Origin of the sequence: Mesorhizobium sp. KR1-2 (genome assembly GCF_040045035.1) — a bacterium.
In the GTDB taxonomy this organism is placed as follows: Bacteria; Pseudomonadota; Alphaproteobacteria; order Rhizobiales; family Rhizobiaceae; genus Pseudaminobacter.
Genome location: NZ_JBDZDS010000005.1, coordinates 183,621 through 202,577, shown reverse-complemented (window position 1 = coordinate 202,577; position 18,957 = coordinate 183,621). Strand labels below are relative to the sequence as shown.

The following is an 18,957-nucleotide window of genomic DNA, read 5'->3' as shown; positions in this document are numbered from 1 at the left end:
AGCATGCAACGAACCAAACTGACACCGGACTACGAAATCTCGCGCGTCATCCGCGGCGGTTGGCAGATGGCCAGCGGCCATGGCGCGCTGGTGAGCGAGGACCCGGTGTCCGATATGGTGGCCTTCGCCGATGCCGGCATCACCACCTTCGACTGCGCCGACATCTACACCGGCGTGGAGGAGATGATCGGCCGCTTCCGCGCGCACTACCGCGACCTGCGCGGACAGGAAGCGCTGAGTCGCATCGGCGTCCACACCAAGTTCGTGCCCGACCTCAACGTTCTGCCGCGCATCACCAAGTCCCATGTCGAGGACGTCATCGACCAGTCCCTGCGGCGGCTCAATGTCGAGCGGCTCGACCTCGTCCAGTTCCACTGGTGGGACTATGCCGCGCCACGCTGGGTTGAAGCCGCGCAATGGCTGGGAGAGCTGCGCAAGGCAGGCAAGATCCGCAACGTCGGCGCCACCAATTTCGACACGCAGCACATGCTGGACATCATCAAGGCCGGCGTGCCGCTGGTGTCGATGCAGGTGCAGTATTCGCTGCTCGACAACCGCCCGGCCAGGCAAATGGCGGCGGCCGCGGCCGAGCACGGCGTTTCCTTCCTCTGCTACGGCACGGTGGCCGGCGGCTTCCTCAGCGACCAGTGGCTCGGCGTCAGCGAGCCGACGGACGCTCTCGAGAACCGCTCACTGGTCAAATACAAGCTCATCATCGACGATTTCGGCGGCTGGGACCTGTTCCAGGCGCTGCTAAAAACCTTGCGCGGCATTGCCGACCGGCACGGCAGCGACATCGCAACGATAGCGAGCGCGGCGATGCTCGAGCGGCCGGGTGTCGCCGCCGTCATCGTCGGCGCGCGCAACCGCACGCACCTGCCCTCCAACCTCGCCGTCTCCAATCTCAAGCTGACGGCCGAGGACCATGCCGAAATCGCCGGCGTTCTGGCGCAGGCCAACGAGCTTGACGGCGATGTCTATACGCTGGAGCGCGACCGCCACGGCCGCCACGGCTCGATCATGAAATACAATCTCAACAAGGGCGCAGCATGAGCGCAGCGCCTTCGACGGAAGCCTGAAATCGAAACAAGACCGGCATCCGGACGGCAAACCGGCGGCCACAACCAAGGGGAACTGACATGCGCAAGACACTTCTCGCCACCACCCTGCTGACGGCGCTCGGCGCCTCGGCCCTGCCGGCGCTCGCCGCCGAATGCGACATCACCGTCGGCCTCGTGATGGAACTCACAGGACCCGCCGGCGAATACGGCCAGGCCGGCGCCAAGGCCGTCGAAATGGCGTTTCGCGACGTCAACGAGGCCGGCGGCGTCGACGGCTGCAAGCTGGTGACCGACACCCGCGACAGCCAGAGCCAGGGCAACGTCGCGGTCGACCAGGCCACCCAGCTCGTCAACATCAAGAAGGTGCCGGTCGTCATCGGCGGCATCATCTCCTCGGTGTCGATCCCGATCCTGACCTCGGTCACGGCCCCTGCCGGCGTGGTGCAGGTTTCGCCCGCCTCGTCTTCGCCGACGCTGACCGCGCTCGGCCGCGAGGGCAAGACCAATGGCGTGTTCTTCCGCACCATCACCTCGGACGCGCTGCAGGGCACGGCGGCGGCGAAATACGCGCTCGACCAGGGCCTGAAGAAGATCGCCATCATCCACGTCAACAACGATTTTGGCGTGAACATGGTGCGCGAGTTCAAGGCGGCCTTTGAAAAGCTCGGCGGCACCATCACCTCGGTCACGCCCTACAACGAGAAGCAGGCCAACTACTCGTCTGAAGCCAGTGCCGCCATGCAGGGCGATCCCGAAGCGCTCTACCTCGTCAGCTATCCGGTCGACGGCGCAACCATCGCCCGCGCCTGGATTTCCGGCGGCGGCGCCGCAAAATTCCTGCTCAATGACGGCATGAACTCGTCCGAGTTCATCGAGAGCGTCGGCGCGCAGTATCTCAACGATGCCTTCGGCACTTCGTCAGGCACCAGCCCGACGGCCTCGACCGAATATTTCAATGGCAATTTCGAAGCCTTCTCCGGCGGCATCAAGGCCGATGCACCGGCCGCCGACCGCTCCTATGACGCGGGCGCCATCGTGGCCCTTGCCATTGCCAAGGCCGGCAAGCCGGAAGCCGCGGCGATCAAGGCTGCGATCCCGCAGGTGGTTGCCGAGGGCGGCGAGCCGATCCACGCCGGCAAGGACGAATTCGCCAAGGCGCTGGCCCTCATCAAGGAAGGCAAGCCGGTCAAGTACGAAGGCGTCATCGGCCCGGTCAGCTTCGACCAGTATGGCGACATCACCGGCCCGTTCCGCCTGTGGCGAATCCAGGACGGCACCGTGACCACGGTGGGCGAGATGAGCGCCGACGAGGTCGGCAAGATCAAGGCCGAAACCGAAAAATAAGGCCGCTTCCGCGCCACTTTCCGACAACCAGAATCCCCTCTGCGCCGGCTTTCGAGCCGGCGTTTTTTTGTTGCGCCTGCCTTCGATTAACGCCCGGAAAAGTCGCGGCTTTTTCGGCTGTCGACGGCTCGGAAACCCGGCCGGCAGACGGCAAGGATCGGCCTCCCAAAACGATCAAAATCCATAAGCTATTGCAATTAATAGATAAATATGTTTATATTGAACAACAATTCAATATAAGGGAGGTCGGGCCATGAACCCGCACATTCGCGACATAAGGGTTCCAACCGACTGGGATCGCCGTGGGCTTCCCGGCTGGGCCTATCACAGCCCGGCCCTGCTTGAGCTGGAAAAGGAGCACCTTTTCCGCAATCACTGGCAGATCATCGGCCATGTTTCGGACCTGCCCGAGCCCGGCGACTACCTCACCATGGACATGGTGGGCGAGCGCGCGCTGGTGGTGCGCGGCAAGGACGGCGTGGTGCGCGGCTTCCACAACATCTGCCGCCATCGCGGCAGCCGCGTGGTGGCCGACGAGCGCGGCAACTGCAAGAACGCGCTGGTGTGCCCATTCCACGGCTGGGTCTACAATCTCGACGGCACGCTGCGCGGTGCAGCACGTCCGAAATCCTTCCCCGAGCTCGACAAGAACGAGTTCGGCCTGCCCCCGCTCGATCTGGAGATCTGGATGGGGCTGATCTTCATCCGCTTCCGCAAGGGGCCTCAAGCCTCGGTCGCCGAGCTGCTAAAGCCCTTCGAGGAAGAGCTGTCGCACTATGGCGTCGCGGACATGGTGCCGACCAACGGCGTGTGGACCCAGACCAGCCCGGTCAACTGGAAGTCGGTGCGCGACGTCGACAATGAAGGCTACCACGTCGCCATGGCCCACCCCGCGCTGCAGGACCTCTACGGCGCGAGCTATTACGACGAGCCTTTCGTCAACGGCGTGTCGCGCTCATTCGCCACCTACAATCCGCATGCCGGCCGGCGCTGGAGCGTGGGGCGCTACATCAATGTTGCGCCCGAGCCGACGCACCTGCCCGAGCGACTGAAGAAGGCCTGGATCTATTACGGCATGTTCCCCAACGCGGTGATCGCGGTGACGCCGGAGGCCGCGCAATTCTACCAGGAGTTTCCGCTCTCGACCGGCGAGACGCTGCTGCGCAGCGCGGTCTACCGCTACCGCGACGAAAGCCGCGAACAGGCAGCCGCGCGTTATCTGTCCTACCGCATCGACCGCGACACCCAGGCGGAGGACGTGCAGCTTTCGGTATGGTCGAACGAGTCCATGCTGTCGAAGGGGTTTGCCGGCTTCTACCTCTCCGACCTCGAATATGGCGTGCGCACCCACCACGACCATATGCGTGCGCAGATTCCGGTGCTGAACCTGGAGACGGCGCCCGACGAGAAGGAGATGACGAGCATCAATGAAGAGATGCGGGCGCGGGGGTAACCGCTACGCAGGATGACGCGGGTCAGCCTGCGGCAGGCCAACGCGGTCGCAGGCTTGCGGCGGACATCGATGTCCCCGACTTTTCCGCCGGATCGTCATCCATCCTTCTTGGTCGGCACGTAAAGGCTGGCGGTCTTCCAACCGATGGATACCGCGATGCGCCTCGATTCCCTTTCTCCCGAACTGCTTGCCTATTCCAGGACCCGCAATTCGGCTCCGCCGCCACATCTCGGAACCCGCTACCGCAAAACCGGGGGCTTTCTGCCCGAACCCGGCAACACCATTGTCTGCCACGTGACGAAGGGTTCCCGGACGCAGGATGTCCTGATCGAGGCACGCGAGAAATTCCTCGCCATGCCCGAAGCCCCGCAATTCGTCTTCACGCCGATCACCAGCCTCCACATGACGCTGTTCCAGGGCGTCATCGAATATCGCCGGCTGGCGGATTATTGGCCGAGCGATATCCCGCTTGATGCCCCGCTCGATGAGATGACCGAGATCATGGGGGAGCGGCTGGAGGCCCTTTCGGTCTTCGAACCGTTTCAAGTAGAAGTGACGCATGCCCGGCCGTCCGGCCTGCTGGTCGAGGGCGCAACGGAGCATGACCGCAAGGTCATGCGGGACTGGCGCAACTCTCTCGCCGATCTTCTCGGCTATCGTCATCCTGACCACGACGACTACCCCTTCCACATCACCTTCGCCTATGCGATCGATTGGCTGGAAGATGAAGCGCTGCCGCGCTGGCAGGCGATGCTGGACGAGGTTGCGGCCGACATCCGCCGCCAGGCGCCGATCCTCGAGCTCGATCCGCCGGCCTTTTGCTGGTTCGAGGACATGAACCACTTCAGCGAATTGCTGATATTCGATTTCGAGCGCTGAGACCCGTCGATCACTATCCGGCTTGTTGGGCCACCCGGTGCTTTATTCCCGGGTGGCCCATCTTGCCCACCGCGATGGCTCTGCTACAGAAAGGCCATGTCCAAGACCACGCCCGCCACGCTCGCGCTGAGCAAAGCCGGTACGCCCTTTGCGGTGGCTACCTACGACTACGATGCCAATGCCGAGCGCGTGGGGCTGCAGGCCGCCGAGGCGATGGGCGTTTCGGCTTCCATCGTGCTGAAGACGCTTATGGTCGAGGTCGACGGCAAGCCGGCCTGCGTGGTGGTGCCCTCCGATCAGGAGGTCAACATGAAAAAGGTTGCGGCTGCGTTCGACGGCAAGTCGGCCAACATGATGAAGCCGGCCGACGCCGAGCGGCTGACCGGCTACAAGGTCGGCGGCATCAGCCCTTTCGGCCAGCGCAAGCAAGTGCCGACGGCGATCGAGGAAATGGCGACCCTGGAGGACGAAATCTTCCTCAACGGCGGCCAGAGAGGCCTGCAAATCCGCATGCGCCCGGACGATCTTGTTCAGGCGCTGGAGGCCAGGGTAGCGGATCTCATTCGGTGAAATTCTGAGGCGAGTAGCCGGAGCGAACGTCCGGATTAAGTTTCCCTGCTCAGGTCGAGCGAGGGGCTCCCACCTCGTAAACTCGCAGGTTACGCTCGCCGATCCCGAGTTCCTGCCATGTCGCGCGCCATGTCGCGATGTGCTCCGAGGCGAAGTGCCGATCCAGCGCCGCCTGGTCGCGCCAGATCTCTTTGACGTGTATGAGTCCGGGATCAAGAACATCTTCCGCGTAGGAATATTCCTCGCAACCATTCTCTGCGCGGCTGGCCAGAACCATCCGAGCCATCACTGGACGCGCAGCCATCAGATTATCAGGCGGCAACCGGATTGTTCCAACGATCAGCAACATGCGGCATTCATATCGCGGGGCTTTACGTCCGTGAAGGGTTCACACCAGCGTTCGTCGCCGTTGCAGCCATCGCTACCCCTCACCCCCGCCAAACACCCTCTTTCCTGAGATCGTCCATCGTGCGCGAAATGCCTTCGCGCAAAATGCCCACCATGTCGTCGATCTGCTCCTTGGTGATGGTGAGCGGCGGCGACATCACACACATATTGATCAGCGGTCGCACAAGCAGGCCGAGCTCGTGGCAGTGCGCGTCGATGCGCATGCCCACATTGCGGTCGAGCTCCAGCGGGTTCTTGCTGTCGCGGTCGGCCACGCATTCCACGCAGGCCATGAGGCCGACGCCGCGTACCTCGCCCACAAGCGGCAGCTCTTCGAGCGTCTTGAGCTGGGCCTGGAAATAGGGCGCCACGGCCCGTGCATGGGCGAGCACGTCGCCCTCGAGCAGGTCTAGGTTTTTCAGCGCCACCGCGCAGCCCACCGGATGGCTGGAATAGGTCAGCCCATGGGCATACATCGCCGTCGGATGGTTCGAGCGGCGCAGCTCCTCCAGCAGGCGATCCGACACCACCATGCCGCCGAGCGGGAAATAGCCAGAGGTCACGCCCTTGGCGAAGGTGATGATGTCGGGCTCGATGCCGAACACGTCCTCGGAAGCGAAGATGTGGCCGAGCCGGCCGAAGGCCGTGACGACCTCGTCGGAGACATAGAGGATATCGTTGTCCCGGCAGATTTTCCGGATACGTGACAGATAGCCATCCGGCGGAACGATGACGCCACCCGAGGCCTGCACCGGCTCGCCCACGAAAGCGCCGATCCTGTCGGCGCCGATGCGCTTCACGGTTTCCTCGAACTCACCCACCAGGCTGTCGGTGAAAGCGGCAATGCTCATGCCCGCCGGCCGGCGGAACGGGTCGGGCGACGACAGCTTTATCACCAGTTCGTCGGCGCCATCCATCCAGTCGCGGTCGCGGGGGCGGCCGTTCAGCGAGGCCGACAGATAGGTCGAGCCGTGATAGGCGCCGCCGCGCGACAGGATCAGCTTCTTCTCCGTCCGGCCGCGCACATTGTTGTAGAACTGCATGAAGCGCAGCGCGCTTTCCACCGCCGACGAGCCGCCGGTGGTGAAGAAGACGTGGTTGAGGTCGCCCGGCGCGTGGCCCGCAATGCGCTCGGCAAGCACCGCCGAGGCCTCGTTCATCGTGTACCAGGGCGTGTTGTAGGAAAGCTGCATGGCCTGGTCGTACATGACCCGGGCCAGCTCCTCGCGGCGGTGGCCGACATTGGTGCACCACATGCCCGCCGGCCCGTCGATCAGCTTCTTGCCGGTGCCGTCGATGATGTAGATGCCGTCGCCCTCGCCTATCAGGCTGCGCGCCTCGGCGCCGATCTCGCCGGCGGTCGGCCATGGCTGCACCAGATGGCGCTTGGCGAGATCGACCGACTCCTCATGGCTCAGCGGCCCGGAAGCTCCGTTCGCCGTGGTCATGTCCTGTGCCGCTGCCATCTTCCTAGCCCTTTCACAAGCCTGGTTTCGCTTTGCCGGACAGTGCCGAGCGTCGGAAACAACGGATGCGTCCTCGCCCTGATATTGAATGTCCGTTCAATCAATATCACAGAAATAGCGCTTGATTTCAATCCACGAATGGGCTCTTCTTGAGGGAAAGAAAGAACGGCGCGCGCCGGGAAGCGCGACGCCGGCAACGAATGGGTGGATCATGCCGGAAGCCTGCGCACCTTTGCGAGAGCCGCACCAATGACGGCCGCCGCGGAAGGGTCGCCGCCTCTCAGCCTTCGAAGGCGTCGCCGAAGCTCCCTTCTGCAATCGGAACCCGTGCAGGGCTTTGCCCTGATCAGCCCGACTTTCCTTTATGCGCTGGTGCTTCTGGTGGTGCCGATCCTGGTGGTGGTTGCGCACAGCTTCTGGACCCAGCACTACCTCACCATCGACCGCACCTTCACCTTCGAGAACTACCGCATCGCGCTGACGGAGCCGATCTATCGCGATCTTCTGGTGCGCTCGCTGTGGATCTCGCTGCTGGTCAGCTTCTTCACGGTCGTGCTGGCCTATCCCATCGCCTACTTCATTTCCTTCCACGGCGGCCGGCACAAGGGGCTGTGGCTGTTTCTTATCACCATCCCCTTCTGGACCAGCTATCTGCTGCGCGTCATGTCGTGGAAGGTCATACTCGGCTACAACGGCGTGCTGAACTCGGGCCTGATGGGGCTCGGCCTCATCAGCGAACCCTCCACCGCGCTGCTCTACAACACCAGCGCCGTGGTCATCACGCTGACCCATGCCTGGGCGGCCTTCGCGATATTGCCCATCTTCGTCTCGCTGGAGAAGGTCGACCGCTCGCTGATCGAGGCTGCCACCGATCTCGGTGACGGGCCGCTGCGTCGCTTCCTGCGTATCACGCTGCCGCTGTCGGTGCCGGGCGTCATCTCGGCGCTGCTCATCGTCATGATCCCGACCGTGGGCGACTTCGTCACGCCGCGTCTCGTCGGCGGCAAGGACGGCGTCATGATCGCCAATGCCATCCAGGCGCAGTTCAGCAAGGCCGCCAACTGGCCGCTGGGCGCGGCCCTGTCCGTCACCACCATGGTCATCGTCACTGCCATGGCGGCAGCCACGGTCCTTATCATCCGTAGCGCAGCGAGGCTGGCACGATGAAAGCTCTGCGCAAGATCTTGTCCAAGTGGCTGCCGGCCTACGCCTTCCTCTACATCGCTTTTCTGTACCTGCCGGTGATCTTCCTGCCGATCTTCTCGGTCAACACCGCGGTCTCGCCCAAATTCCCGCTCGCCGGGCTTACCCTCAAATGGTACCAGGAGCTGCCCAACACACCAGCGCTTCTGGACGCGGCCTGGAACAGCCTGCTCGTCGGCATCGCCGCCGCCATCCTCTCCACAGTGCTCGGCATCTGCGCGGCGCGCGCCATCACCCGCTACCGCTTTCCCGGCCGCCGCACCATCAACGGGCTGATCATGGCCCCGCTGGTGCTGCCAGAGATCATCGTGGCGGTGTCGATGCTCCTGGTCATGCTGCAGCTGGGGCTCGACCTGTCGCTGGTGACCGTCGTGTTCGGCCACGTCCTGGTCTGCATCCCCTATTCGCTCACCGTGCTGACCTCGGGCTTCGAAGGCTTCGACCGCAGCCTGGAAGAGGCCTCCGCCGACCTCGGCGAAACCGCCTTCGGCACCTTCCGGCGCGTGACCCTGCCGATGGTCACGCCGGCCATCATCTCCAGCCTGCTGGTGTCCTTCACCATCTCGCTCGACGAGTTCATCATGGCCTTCTTCCTGACCGGAACGAAGCCGACGCTGCCGATCTACATCTGGGGCCAGCTGCGCTTCGCTTCCAAGCTGCCCGGCGTGCTGGCGCTCGGCACGCTTCTGCTGGTCGGCTCGTTCCTACTGCTCACCATCGCCGAACTGCTGCGCCGCCGCGCCGCGCGCCGCACCCAGAACACCGGAGGCGTCTTTGCCTGAGAAACCGATGCCCGAACGCCAGCCCGCCGATCATCGCACGATGATCGAGATCTCGCATGTCACGCGCAGCTACGGCGCCTTCAAGGCGCTGGACGACGCCTCGCTTACAATCCGCGAAGGCGAGTTCTTCTCGCTGCTCGGGCCGTCCGGCTGCGGCAAGACCACGCTTCTGCGGATGATCGCCGGCTTCGACAACCCGACCAGCGGTACCATCGCCGTCGACGGCCAGCCAATGGACGGCATCCCGGCCAACCGGCGCCCCACCAACATGGTGTTCCAGAGCTACGCCATCTTCCCGCATCTCAATGTCGAGCAGAACGTCGCCTACGGGCTGAAGCGCCTGAGGCTAGGTGCTGCGGAGGAAAAGCGCCGCGTCGAGGAGGCGCTGGCGCAGGTATCGCTTACCGGCCTGGGCAAGCGCGGCGCCACCGAGCTTTCCGGCGGTCAGCGCCAGCGCGTCGCGCTCGCCCGCGCGCTGGTCATGCGGCCCAAGGTGCTGCTGCTCGACGAGCCGCTGTCGGCGCTGGACAAGAAGCTGCGCGAGCAGATGCAGGTTGAGTTGCGCCGGCTGCAGCAGGCGGTCGGCATCACCTTCATCCTGGTCACCCACGACCAGTACGAGGCGCTGGCCATGTCCGACCGCATCGCGGTGATGTTCGGCGGCCGCATCGCGCAGGTCGCCTCGCCCAAGGAAATCTACCAGCGCCCCGTCGACCGCCAGGTCGCCGACTTCCTCGGCGGCATGAATTTCGTCAAGGCCGAGATCGTGGAGGAGCACGGCTCCTCGCTGGTGGTAGACACGCTGGGCTTCGGCCGCGTCAAAACCGACAAGCCGGCCGCCTTCGTGCGCAACGGCAAGGCGGCCACGCTCGGCATCCGGCCCGAGCGACTGCGTGTCTTGTGGGACGACGCGAAAGCAAAATTCGAAGTGGCCGGCCGCGTGGTCGAGCGCCACTATTTCGGCGAGATCACCCATCTGATCGTGGAGATACCAGGGCTGGAAAAGCCGCTTTCCGTCACCGAGACCAACGATTTCGGCGCCGACGACATTCCGGTCGGCGCACCGATCCGCCTCGCCTACGATCCCGACGCGCTGGTGGCGCTGGCGGATTGAGGTGCGTCCTTCGAGGCTCGCCCTGCGGGCTCGCACCTCAGGATGAGGGAGGTCGGTGTGCTTCAAGCCAAGTCCTGTGACGCTCTGCCTGGTAGCTTTGGGTAGGACGGTCTGTGCGTTTCGAGCCAAGTCCTGAGACGCTTTGCCCAGTAGGCTTTGGGTGAGACAGGCTCCAACGGCCCTCATCCTGAGGTGTGAGCCCGCAGGGCGAGCCTCGAAGGACGCACCTGATAACTTAGGCAACCTGCTTCAGACCCGCTCTTCCAGCCGGGAAATGACCTTCCGCGCCGCAATCCGGCCCGCCACGATCGCCCCCTCGATATAGCCGGGGAAGGACGGCGACAGTTCCGACGACGCGAAATGCACCGGCGGGGCGCCGGCCAGAAGCACGTCTTCTGCATCCGTGGCATTTACATCGAGGATAAGGTCGCTGTAGGCGCCGCCGCTCCACGCATCGTCGATCCAGCTTCTGTAGCTGAAGTCGAGCACGGCCCCGGCCTCTGGCCCCAGCGCCGCCACCAGCCGCGACATCACTTCCCCACGCAGTGCGGCCTCGTCCAGCCCGCCCCAGCGTAGCGCCAGCGGCCCGCCTATGAAGACGACCAGCGCCGGATGGCTTTCGTCCTTGCCGACATCGCAGGCGAACAGACCCGGCAGGTTGCGCCACATGACCATGCCGTTTAGGCCGCGCTCGCGCCAGAAGGCGCGGCCAAAGCGGACCAGAACCTTGATCACCATGCCGCTGTGCCAGACCCCAAGCGCCCGCGTCAGGCGAGCCGGCAGCGGCGGGGAAAAGGCGAGCTTCGACGCCATCATCGGCGGGACCGCGACCAGAACCGAGCGGGCTTCGAAGACGCGCTCACCCGCCACAACCCGCACGCCGCCCGGCCCATGCTCTATGCTCGTCACCGCCGCGCCGAGCCGCAGCCGGTCGCCGAGATCGCGCGCCAGGTCGTCGGCCAGCGACTGCATGGTCTCGGCCAGAAAATACTGCAGCTCCGACTTGTCGTTGGTGATGCGGCGGTCATTGTCGATGAGGTGCCAGAGCGGAATTTTGTCCAGCGCCTGGCACCACAGGCCCTCGATCATCGAGCGGAAACCTGCCTTGGCATCCGCCGGGTCGTGCTGGCGCTCCAGCCATTCGGCAACGGTCAGGCCGGCTATCTCCGGATCGTCCGGCTCGATGCCGTTCATGCGCTCGCGGATTTCCATGACGCGGAGATAGTTCCGCTCGGCCTCATCGCCCGGCAAGGGTGGCTGGGCGATGAATTCGCCGTCGACATGGGCCTCCACCAGTGTCTTGCCGCGCGCCTTCGCAAGCGCCATCAGTTCCGGCATGTCGTCGCACAGAAACTGCCCGCCCGTGTCGACCAGCTCGCCGAGGCCGTTTCGATGCGCCTCGACGCGCCCACCCACCCGGTCGCGCGCCTCCAGCACCACGAAGTTCACGCCTGCGCGGCGCAGTTCCTGCGCCGCCGAAAGGCCGGTGAACCCGGCCCCGATGATGACGACGTCCGTCTTGGCCTGCTCGCGGCTCAATAGCCCGCCTTTATCTTCTCGAACTCGGCGATCATCTTCAGCTTGAGGTCGTTGGGCAGCGGCGACTGGAACAGCGTCTTGTCGAGGAACTTGTCGACATCCGCATAGCCTTTCTCCTCGAGCACCGCCGGGTCTATCTCCGCCATGCCCTTGGCGTTGGCATGGCCGTAGCTGAATTCGCTCACCATGAATTCGGCCACTTCCGGCGAGATGCGCGCGTTCAGGAGGTCGTAGGTCTTGTCGATATTGCCGGGCGCATCCTTGAGCAGCACATAGCCGCAGACCCAGGTCGAAAGCCCTTCCTTGGTGTCGCGCATCATGTCGACCGCCAGCCCCTCCTTCTTCAGCGAGGCCACGGTCTCGTTCCAGCCCCAGGCCATGTCGATCTCGTCATTGCTGAAGGCCTGGTTGATGTCGGTGCTGTCGGTCCAGTAGAGGCGGACGTTCTTGTGTACCTGGCGCAGGAACTCGGACGCCTCCTTGAACTGCTCGTCGGTCATCTGCGTCCAGTCGCGCAGGCCGAGGGCCAGCGCCGCCAGCGCATAGGCGTCATCGACATTGTCGCCGATCGAGACGCGACCCTGGAATTTCGGGTCTGCGAAGATCCGCACGGACTGCGCCTCCTCCGGCGTCAGCTTGTCGGTGCGGTAGATGAGGGCCGTGTTGCCCCAGTCGAAGGGCAGGAACCAGGCCGTTCCATCGGCGGCGGTCATCAGGTCCTTCATCGCCTTGATGCCGGGCAAGATGTCGTTCCAGCCGGTTATGCGGCTGGCGTCCAGCGGCTGCAGCAGGCCTGCGTCGCGCCACTTCACCACGTTCTGCGCGCAAGGATGCGCCAGGTCGGCCTTGAAGCCGGCGCGCAGCTTCTCGAAGGCCTCGTCCTCGTCGCCGAAGAAGGCGAATTCCGGCGCATGGTCGTATTTGGTATTGTAGGCGGGGTTGAGGGCCGGGTCCTCATAGCCCGACCAGTCGAACACGATGGGATCGTCTCCTGCCCGTGCCGCCACAGGGGCGGAAAGGACGGCTGCGAAGACGGCGGCGAATGCAAGGCGGCGAAAGTCTGACTGCATGGCTGGCTCCCCCTTCTGACTGCAGTTCAGAGAAAGCCTTCCCCGCCGGTTCGTCAACGGGAAAGGCAGATTTCGTCCTTCAGTGGGCGCGGGCCTGGCCCGCTACTACTCTCAGTAGCCCGCCTTGATCTTCTCGAACTCGGCGATCATCTTCTGTTTCAGTTCGGCCGGCACCGGCGTCTGGAACAGCGTCTTGTCGAGGAACTTGTCGACGTCGGCATAGCCCTTTTCCTCGAGTACGGCCGGATCGACCGAGGCCATGCCCTTGGCGTTGGCATGGCCGTAACCCCACTCGCCCACCATGTAGTCGGCGGTGGCCGGGTCGTTCACCGCGTTCAGATAGTCGTAGGCCTTCTCCTCCGAGCCCGGCGCGTCCTTGTAGCGGACATAGCCGCACACCCAGGTCGAGATGCCTTCATCGGTGTCGCGCTTCATCTTCACCGGCGCGCCGCCCGCCGCCGACTGCACGGCCGCGTCGTTCCAGGCCCAGGCGAGATCGACCTCGCCGCCGCTCATCGCCTGCACGATCTCGGTGGTGTCGGTCCAGTAGAGGCGGACGTTTTTGTGCACCTGGCGCAGGAACTCGGACGCCTGGCCGAACTGCTCGTCGGTCATCTGCGTCCAGTCCTTCAGGCCGATGGCGAGGCTCGCCAGCGCATAGGCGTCGTCGACATTGTCGCCGATGGAGACGCGGCCCTGGAACTTCGGATCGGCGAAGGCCTTCAGCGACTGGATGTCCTTCTCGTCTACCTTTTCGGCGTTATAGGTGACTGCGGTGTTGCCCCAGTCCCAGGGCATGAACCACACCTTGCCGTCCTCGGTGGTGGCGAGGTTCTTCATCGCCATGATGCCGGGGTTGAGATCGTTCCAGCCGGTGATCTTGGAGGGGTCGAGCGGCTGCAGCAGCCCCGCCTCGCGCCACTTCACCACGCTCTGCGAGCAGGGGTGGCCGAGATCGGCCTTGAAGCCGGAGCGCGTCTTCTCGAAAGCCTCGTCCTCGTCGCCGAAGAAGGTGAAGGTGGGGGAGTCCCCGTGCTTTTCCGCATAGGCGGGATGGAAGGCGGGGTCCTCGTAGCCGGCCCAGTCGAAGATGATCAGATCCTTGTCTGCAGCCGCGGCAAGACCGGCAGCGAACACGGAGAGCGCTCCTCCCAGCGCCAGCTTGATCGAAAGTCGTCTGGTCAATTCCCTCATCGTTCCACCCTCTGGTTGTTATCGAGTCATGAGATCTTCCGCCGGCCCACGGCTTCCCGCGAAAAATGCTTCGGAAAGACCGAGGCCAGATAGTCCGTCGCGGCCTGATGGGCCGTTTCGCGGGTCACGCTCTCGGCGCTGATCATCAGGCGCAGCCACAGCCCTTCCAGCATGGCGCTCAGGCCCAGCGCCGTCGCCTCCGCGTCGTAGTCGTAGCCGGCATCGTGCTTCAGCTGCGTGCACAGCTCGACGATGGTCTGCTGGTAGACCTCGTCGCGCGCGCCGCTCAGCATCTGGTAGGTCGGGCGCGACTTGGCCTCACCCCAGAAGGCGCACCAAGCGGCCAGCTTGCGCTTGTTGCAGATCGCGCGGTCGAAATCGGCCGCCACCAGCGCCTGCAGCCGGCGGGCCGGATCATCTCCGGCCTTCTGCAGGGCGTTGCGCCAATGCGCGGAATATTCGTCGTACATGTGCTGCAAGGTGGCGACGAGCAGCTTTTCCTTGCTTTCGAAATGGAAGTTGACGATGCCGCGCGACAGCCCCGCGCCGTCGGCCACGTCGGCCATGGTGGTGTCGGCATAGCCGCGCTTGGCGAGGGAATCGATCGTCGCCTCGATGAGCTGCAGCTGCCGCGTCTCTTTGGAAGCCTTGCGGCCGCGCCGTTCCGCGTCGCCCTTGCCGGCGGCCTTGTCGGCCTCCTTCTGTGTCGTCGATCCCATCGTTGCCGCCATGCTCCACATCGCCGGCTAACGACCCTCGTCCGGCTTCCATCCGCGCAGATGAGTGGGACGGTGCTCCCCAGTGTCAAGCACCTTTTGCATGGCCTCCCAGGTTCTGATGTTCTTGTCGACATAGGCAGCCCCCACCACCGCCACGACCGGCGCGTAGAGCGGACCTCTCAGCCTTTCGAGCTCGCCGCGCGCCACCTCGCGATACCAGGGATTGCGGTCGGTGACGCTGATGTTCTGGAAGCCCGCCGCCTCCATCGCCTTGCGGTAGTGCGTGGGCGAGCGCATGGCGAAGCTCAGCCCTTCCGCCGCCACATAGGCCCTCATCTCCGGCGAGGGCTCGCCGTCATGGCCGATCATCCAGTTCGAAGCGGCAAACACGCCACCCGGCTTGAGCACGCGAAAAATCTCGGCAAACAGCGCCTGCTTGTCCGGCACATGCAGCAGCGCATCCTTGGAAAAGACAACATCGAAGGAAGCGTCCGCGAAGGGCAATGGGCCGGGCGGCGCCTGAACGAAGTCGACACGGTCCGCAAGGCCGCGCTTTTCCGCACGTCCGCGCGCGACTTCCAGCACCGGCGCCTCGACGTCGAAGCCGGTCACGTGCGCCGCGCCATGCTTCTCCACCAGATGCAGCGCAACGCCGCCAGCCCCGCAGCCGATGTCGAGGATTTTCGTCCCCGCCAGCGACAGGCTTGCGACCACCCGATCGACCTCCTCCGGCCCCCCGGGCGACAGATAGCCTTCGCCCCACAGCGCCTCCAGGAAGCGGATGGCGGTGTCGTCATATTCCGGCTCTGCCTCGGCCCTTTCGATCATTGTTCCACCCCTCCCAGCGGAAAAGTCCAACGTCGAATTTTCCCGAAGCCTACTCCACTTACGACAAAACGCAACTCTCATTTGTTGAACATTCATTCAAAATGGCTAGACAGGAGCGGCAGCGGCGTGTCAGATTTGTAACCAACAAAAGGACAAGAGCGGGAACCGGAATGAAGACTTGGGACGCCATCGTCATCGGCGCCGGGCACAACGGGCTCGTCAACGCCTGCTACCTGCAGCGCGCCGGGCTCGACGTTCTCGTGGTGGAGAAGAACGACTGGATCGGCGGCGCGGCCACCAGCCGGTCGCTCACGCCCGGCTTTCTCTACTCCAACTGTTCCTATGTCTGTTCGCTGTTCCGGCCCGAGATCATGCGCGACCTCGAGCTGCCGCGCTTCGGCCTGCAGGTCATTTCCTATGAGGGCGGCGCGGTGTTCACGCGCGAAGGCGACTATCTCGCCAACTATCGCGACCACCACGCGCATCGCCGCGAATTCGCGCGCTTCTCCGCTAGAGACGCCGAGGCCTATGACCGCTACGCCCGCGACGTGACGCGCCAGTGCCGCTTCATCCAGCCGCTTCTGATGCGCACTGCGCCCGACCCGACCAGCTTTCGCCCCCGCGACATCGGCGAGCTCATCTATCTCGGCAAGAAATTCGCCGGGCTGGGTGCCGCCGAAATGGCCGACACGCTACGCTTCTGGACCATGTCGATCTCCGACTTCCTCGACGAATATTTCGAGACCGACGTCATCAAGGCCAATTTCGCGCTTTCGGGCATCATCGGCACCGCGCTCGGCCCCATGTCGCCCGGCACGGCCTACGTGCTGTTGCACCACTATATGGGCGAGGTGGACGGCTCGGTCGGCGCCTGGGGCTATGCGCGCGGCGGCATGGGCGCTGTAACCAAGGCGCTGGCCGACAGTTTTCGCGCGTCCGGCGGCACCATCCGCACCGGCGCGGAAGTTGAACAGGTGCTGGTGAAGAACGGCAAGGCGCGCGGGCTCGTTTTGGCCGACGGCGAGGAGATTCTCGGCAAGCTCGTCGTCTCCAACGCCGACGTCAAGCGTACCTTCCTGAAACTCGTCGAGGAGAAGGAACTGCCCGACACGTTCCTGCGCCGGGTGAAAAACTTCAAGATGCGCGGCTCGTCGGGCAAGGTGAACATCGCGCTGGATTCGATGCCGGAATTCCCGGCCCTGCCCAAGGATTCGCCCTGCTATCGCGGCGACATGCACTTCACCGACTCGGTCGAGCGCATGGAGCGCGGCTATGACGACTGGAAGGCCGGGCGCTGGTCGGCCGATCCCTTCCTCGACATGATGATGCCCACCATGCTCGACCCGACCATGGCCCCACCGGGCAAGCATTTCATGAGCTGCTTCGTGCAATACTGCCCGCCCAAGGTGGAAGGCCGCGACTGGACCGACGCCGACCGCGACGCCTTCGCCGAAACGGTGATCTCCCAGATTGCCGACTATTCGCCCGGCTTCCGCGATCGCATCGTGCACATGGAAGTGCGCACGCCGCGCGAGATCGAAGCCGAGGTCGGCCTCACCGAGGGCAACATTTTTCAGGGCGAGCTGACCTTCGACCAGCTGCTGTTCAACCGCCCGGTGCCCGGCTACGCGCAATACCGCTCGCCCATCGACGGGCTCTATATGTGCGGCTCCTCCACCCATCCCGGCGGCGGCGTGATGGGAGCGCCCGGCCGCAACGCCGCAAACGAAATCCTGCGCGACCTCTCGAAGCCCACCAAGCATATGAGCCCGGCCCATGACGTCATTTGATGCACCAAAATGGGATGTGCTTGTCATTGGCGGCGGCCACAACGGCCTCACCGCCGCAGCAACGCTGGCCAAGAGCGGACGCAAGGTTCTTGTGCTGGAGGTCGCCGGCGAGATCGGCGGCGCGGCCCGCGCGCACGAATTCGCGCCCGGTTTTCGCGCCTCGCCCGCGCACCTGCTGAACCGCCTGCATCCGGAAGTGGTGAAAACGCTGGAGCTGGAGCGCCACGGCCTCGCCTTCGGTCCGATCGCGCCGAGCGTAGCGCTCTCGCGCGACGGCAAGCCGCTGACGCTCCATGGCGCTTATGGCGAAAGCCTCTCCGGCGCGTCGGCCTCGGAAGCAGCGGCGTGGCAGGACTTGCGGGCGCAGCTTCTGCGCTATGCGGGCATCCTGAAACCGCTTCTCGTGCGCCGGCCGCCCGACCTCGGCAACATGTCGCTGATGGAGACCTCGGCCTTCGCCATGACCGGCCTGTCGCTGCGCCGGCTCGGCAAGGAAAACATGCGCGACTTCCTGCGCATGCTGCTGATGAACGTTTCGGACGTCGCCGACGAACATCTGGAGGACGACCGGCTGAAGGGCCTGCTCGCCTTCGACGCCACGCTCGGCAGCCATCTCGGACCTCGCTCGCCCACCTCGCTGCTCGGCCTCTATTATCGCTTTGCCGGCGAGATCGGCGGCCAACCCGGCGCACAGGCGCTGCCTGCCGGCGGCATGGGCGCGGTGGTCGCTGCGATCCTGCGCGCGGCAAAGGCTGCCGGCGTCAGCATCCGCGCCGACGCGCCTGTGGCAAGAATATTGGTCGAGAAGGACCGCGCCGCTGGCGTGGCTCTCGACAGCGGCGAGGAGATCCGCGCCCGCACGGTCGTGTCGGCCATCAACCCGCGCAGCACTTTTTTGGACCTCGTCGGCACGCGTGAGATCGACACCGGCTTTGTCCGCCGGATCAAAAACATCCGCATGAAGGGCGATGCGGCGAAGCTGCATCTGGCCCTCGACCGGCCGCCTGAATTTACGGGCGTCGACGCCGCCGGCCACCGCGGCCGCCTCGTGATTGCGCCTTCGTCCGACCATGTCGAACGCGCCTTCAATCCCGCAAAGTATGGCGAGTTCTCGCCGGAGCCGGTGATGGAAATCACCTTGCCGAGCCTGTCCGACCCGACGCTGGCGCCGAGCGGCGCCTGCGTGCTCTCGGCCGTCGTTCAATATGCGCCCTATGCGCTGAAGGAAGGCTGGGAGACCGGCAAGCCAAAATTCCTGACCGCCATCATGGCTCAGCTCGAGCTTTATGCGCCGGGCATCGGAAAGACGGTCCGCCATGCCGAACTCCTGACGCCCGCCGACATCGAAGCGCGCTACCGCATGCCCGGCGGCCACTGGCACCATGGCGAATTGCAGGCCGACCAGATGATGATGTCGCGCCCCGCCTTCGGCGCCGCCGGCTACGACACGCCTGTGGACGGGCTTTTCCTCTGCGGCGCCGGCTCGCATCCGGGCGGTGGCATTTCCGGCGTGCCGGGCCTGAACGCCGCGCGGCGCATCATCGAGATGAGGGGTTGA

Annotated in this window: 17 protein-coding genes; 10 read left to right on the top strand and 7 right to left on the bottom strand. The window is 64.6% G+C overall.

The features are described 5' to 3' along the window. The first annotated feature begins 3 nt into the window (after positions 1–3). From ABLE85_RS12630 to ybaK, 5 genes are all read left to right on the top strand, one after another. Positions 4–1,053 (top strand): aldo/keto reductase, encoded by a 1,050-nt coding sequence (locus ABLE85_RS12630; RefSeq protein ID WP_348793077.1) that lies wholly within the window; start codon positions 4–6, stop codon positions 1,051–1,053. 86 nt (positions 1,054–1,139) lie between these two features. Beyond that, the gene (locus ABLE85_RS12625) at positions 1,140–2,405 is read left to right on the top strand and encodes an ABC transporter substrate-binding protein (protein WP_348793076.1); all 1,266 of its coding nucleotides are present in this window, start codon (positions 1,140–1,142) and stop codon (positions 2,403–2,405) included. Positions 2,406–2,658: 253 nt separating this feature from the next. Then, positions 2,659–3,858 (top strand): aromatic ring-hydroxylating dioxygenase subunit alpha, encoded by a 1,200-nt coding sequence (locus ABLE85_RS12620; RefSeq protein WP_348793075.1) that lies wholly within the window; start codon positions 2,659–2,661, stop codon positions 3,856–3,858. Between the two features lie 156 nt (positions 3,859–4,014). Then, positions 4,015–4,737, top strand: coding sequence for a DUF1868 domain-containing protein (locus ABLE85_RS12615; protein WP_348793074.1), 723 nt, complete (start codon positions 4,015–4,017; stop codon positions 4,735–4,737). 96 nt (positions 4,738–4,833) lie between these two features. After that, positions 4,834–5,307 carry a Cys-tRNA(Pro) deacylase gene (gene ybaK, locus ABLE85_RS12610; protein ID WP_348793073.1) on the top strand — a complete coding sequence of 158 codons (474 nt, stop codon included), beginning with the start codon at positions 4,834–4,836 and terminating at the stop codon, positions 5,305–5,307. 49 nt (positions 5,308–5,356) lie between these two features. On the opposite strand, the gene ABLE85_RS12605 is transcribed toward ybaK, so the two are convergent. Next, positions 5,357–5,656 (bottom strand): putative quinol monooxygenase, encoded by a 300-nt coding sequence (locus tag ABLE85_RS12605; protein ID WP_348793072.1) that lies wholly within the window; start codon positions 5,654–5,656, stop codon positions 5,357–5,359. 79 nt (positions 5,657–5,735) lie between these two features. Then, positions 5,736–7,160, bottom strand: coding sequence for an aminotransferase (locus tag ABLE85_RS12600; RefSeq protein ID WP_348793071.1), 1,425 nt, complete (start codon positions 7,158–7,160; stop codon positions 5,736–5,738). A gap of 249 nt (positions 7,161–7,409) precedes the next feature. Here ABLE85_RS12600 and ABLE85_RS12595 point away from each other — a divergent pair, with 249 nt between their 5' ends. From ABLE85_RS12595 to ABLE85_RS12585, 3 genes are read left to right on the top strand one after another with little or no spacing between them, the layout of a single operon-like run. Next, positions 7,410–8,327: an ABC transporter permease gene (locus ABLE85_RS12595; protein WP_348793070.1), complete on the top strand. Its 918-nt coding sequence runs from the start codon at positions 7,410–7,412 to the stop codon at positions 8,325–8,327. After that, positions 8,324–9,145, top strand: coding sequence for an ABC transporter permease (locus ABLE85_RS12590; protein WP_348793069.1), 822 nt, complete (start codon positions 8,324–8,326; stop codon positions 9,143–9,145). The genes ABLE85_RS12595 and ABLE85_RS12590 overlap by 4 nt, the downstream gene beginning before the upstream one ends. Positions 9,146–9,185: 40 nt before the next feature. Further along, positions 9,186–10,259: an ABC transporter ATP-binding protein gene (locus ABLE85_RS12585; protein WP_348793215.1), complete on the top strand. Its 1,074-nt coding sequence runs from the start codon at positions 9,186–9,188 to the stop codon at positions 10,257–10,259. A 249-nt stretch (positions 10,260–10,508) separates the two neighbouring features. On the opposite strand, the gene ABLE85_RS12580 is transcribed toward ABLE85_RS12585, so the two are convergent. From ABLE85_RS12580 to ABLE85_RS12560, 5 genes are all read right to left on the bottom strand, one after another. Beyond that, the gene (locus ABLE85_RS12580; RefSeq protein ID WP_348793068.1) at positions 10,509–11,798 is read right to left on the bottom strand and encodes a flavin monoamine oxidase family protein; all 1,290 of its coding nucleotides are present in this window, start codon (positions 11,796–11,798) and stop codon (positions 10,509–10,511) included. Continuing rightward, on the bottom strand, positions 11,795–12,868 hold the full coding sequence (locus ABLE85_RS12575; protein WP_348793067.1) for an extracellular solute-binding protein: 1,074 nt from the start codon (positions 12,866–12,868) through the stop codon (positions 11,795–11,797). Before ABLE85_RS12575 ends, ABLE85_RS12580 begins: the two co-directional genes overlap by 4 nt. Before the next feature lie 111 nt (positions 12,869–12,979). Beyond that, complete coding sequence (locus tag ABLE85_RS12570; protein ID WP_348793066.1) at positions 12,980–14,062, bottom strand: polyamine ABC transporter substrate-binding protein; 1,083 nt, start codon at positions 14,060–14,062, stop codon at positions 12,980–12,982. 26 nt (positions 14,063–14,088) lie between these two features. Next, positions 14,089–14,781 carry a transcriptional regulator BetI gene (gene betI, locus ABLE85_RS12565; RefSeq protein ID WP_348793065.1) on the bottom strand — a complete coding sequence of 231 codons (693 nt, stop codon included), beginning with the start codon at positions 14,779–14,781 and terminating at the stop codon, positions 14,089–14,091. A 27-nt stretch (positions 14,782–14,808) separates the two neighbouring features. Then, complete coding sequence (locus ABLE85_RS12560) at positions 14,809–15,609, bottom strand: methyltransferase domain-containing protein (RefSeq protein ID WP_348793064.1); 801 nt, start codon at positions 15,607–15,609, stop codon at positions 14,809–14,811. A 170-nt stretch (positions 15,610–15,779) separates the two neighbouring features. Between ABLE85_RS12560 and ABLE85_RS12555 the strand changes: the two genes are divergently transcribed. After that, positions 15,780–17,399: an NAD(P)/FAD-dependent oxidoreductase gene (locus ABLE85_RS12555; RefSeq protein ID WP_348793063.1), complete on the top strand. Its 1,620-nt coding sequence runs from the start codon at positions 15,780–15,782 to the stop codon at positions 17,397–17,399. After that, positions 17,386–18,957 (top strand): NAD(P)/FAD-dependent oxidoreductase, encoded by a 1,572-nt coding sequence (locus ABLE85_RS12550; RefSeq protein ID WP_348793062.1) that lies wholly within the window; start codon positions 17,386–17,388, stop codon positions 18,955–18,957. Before ABLE85_RS12555 ends, ABLE85_RS12550 begins: the two co-directional genes overlap by 14 nt.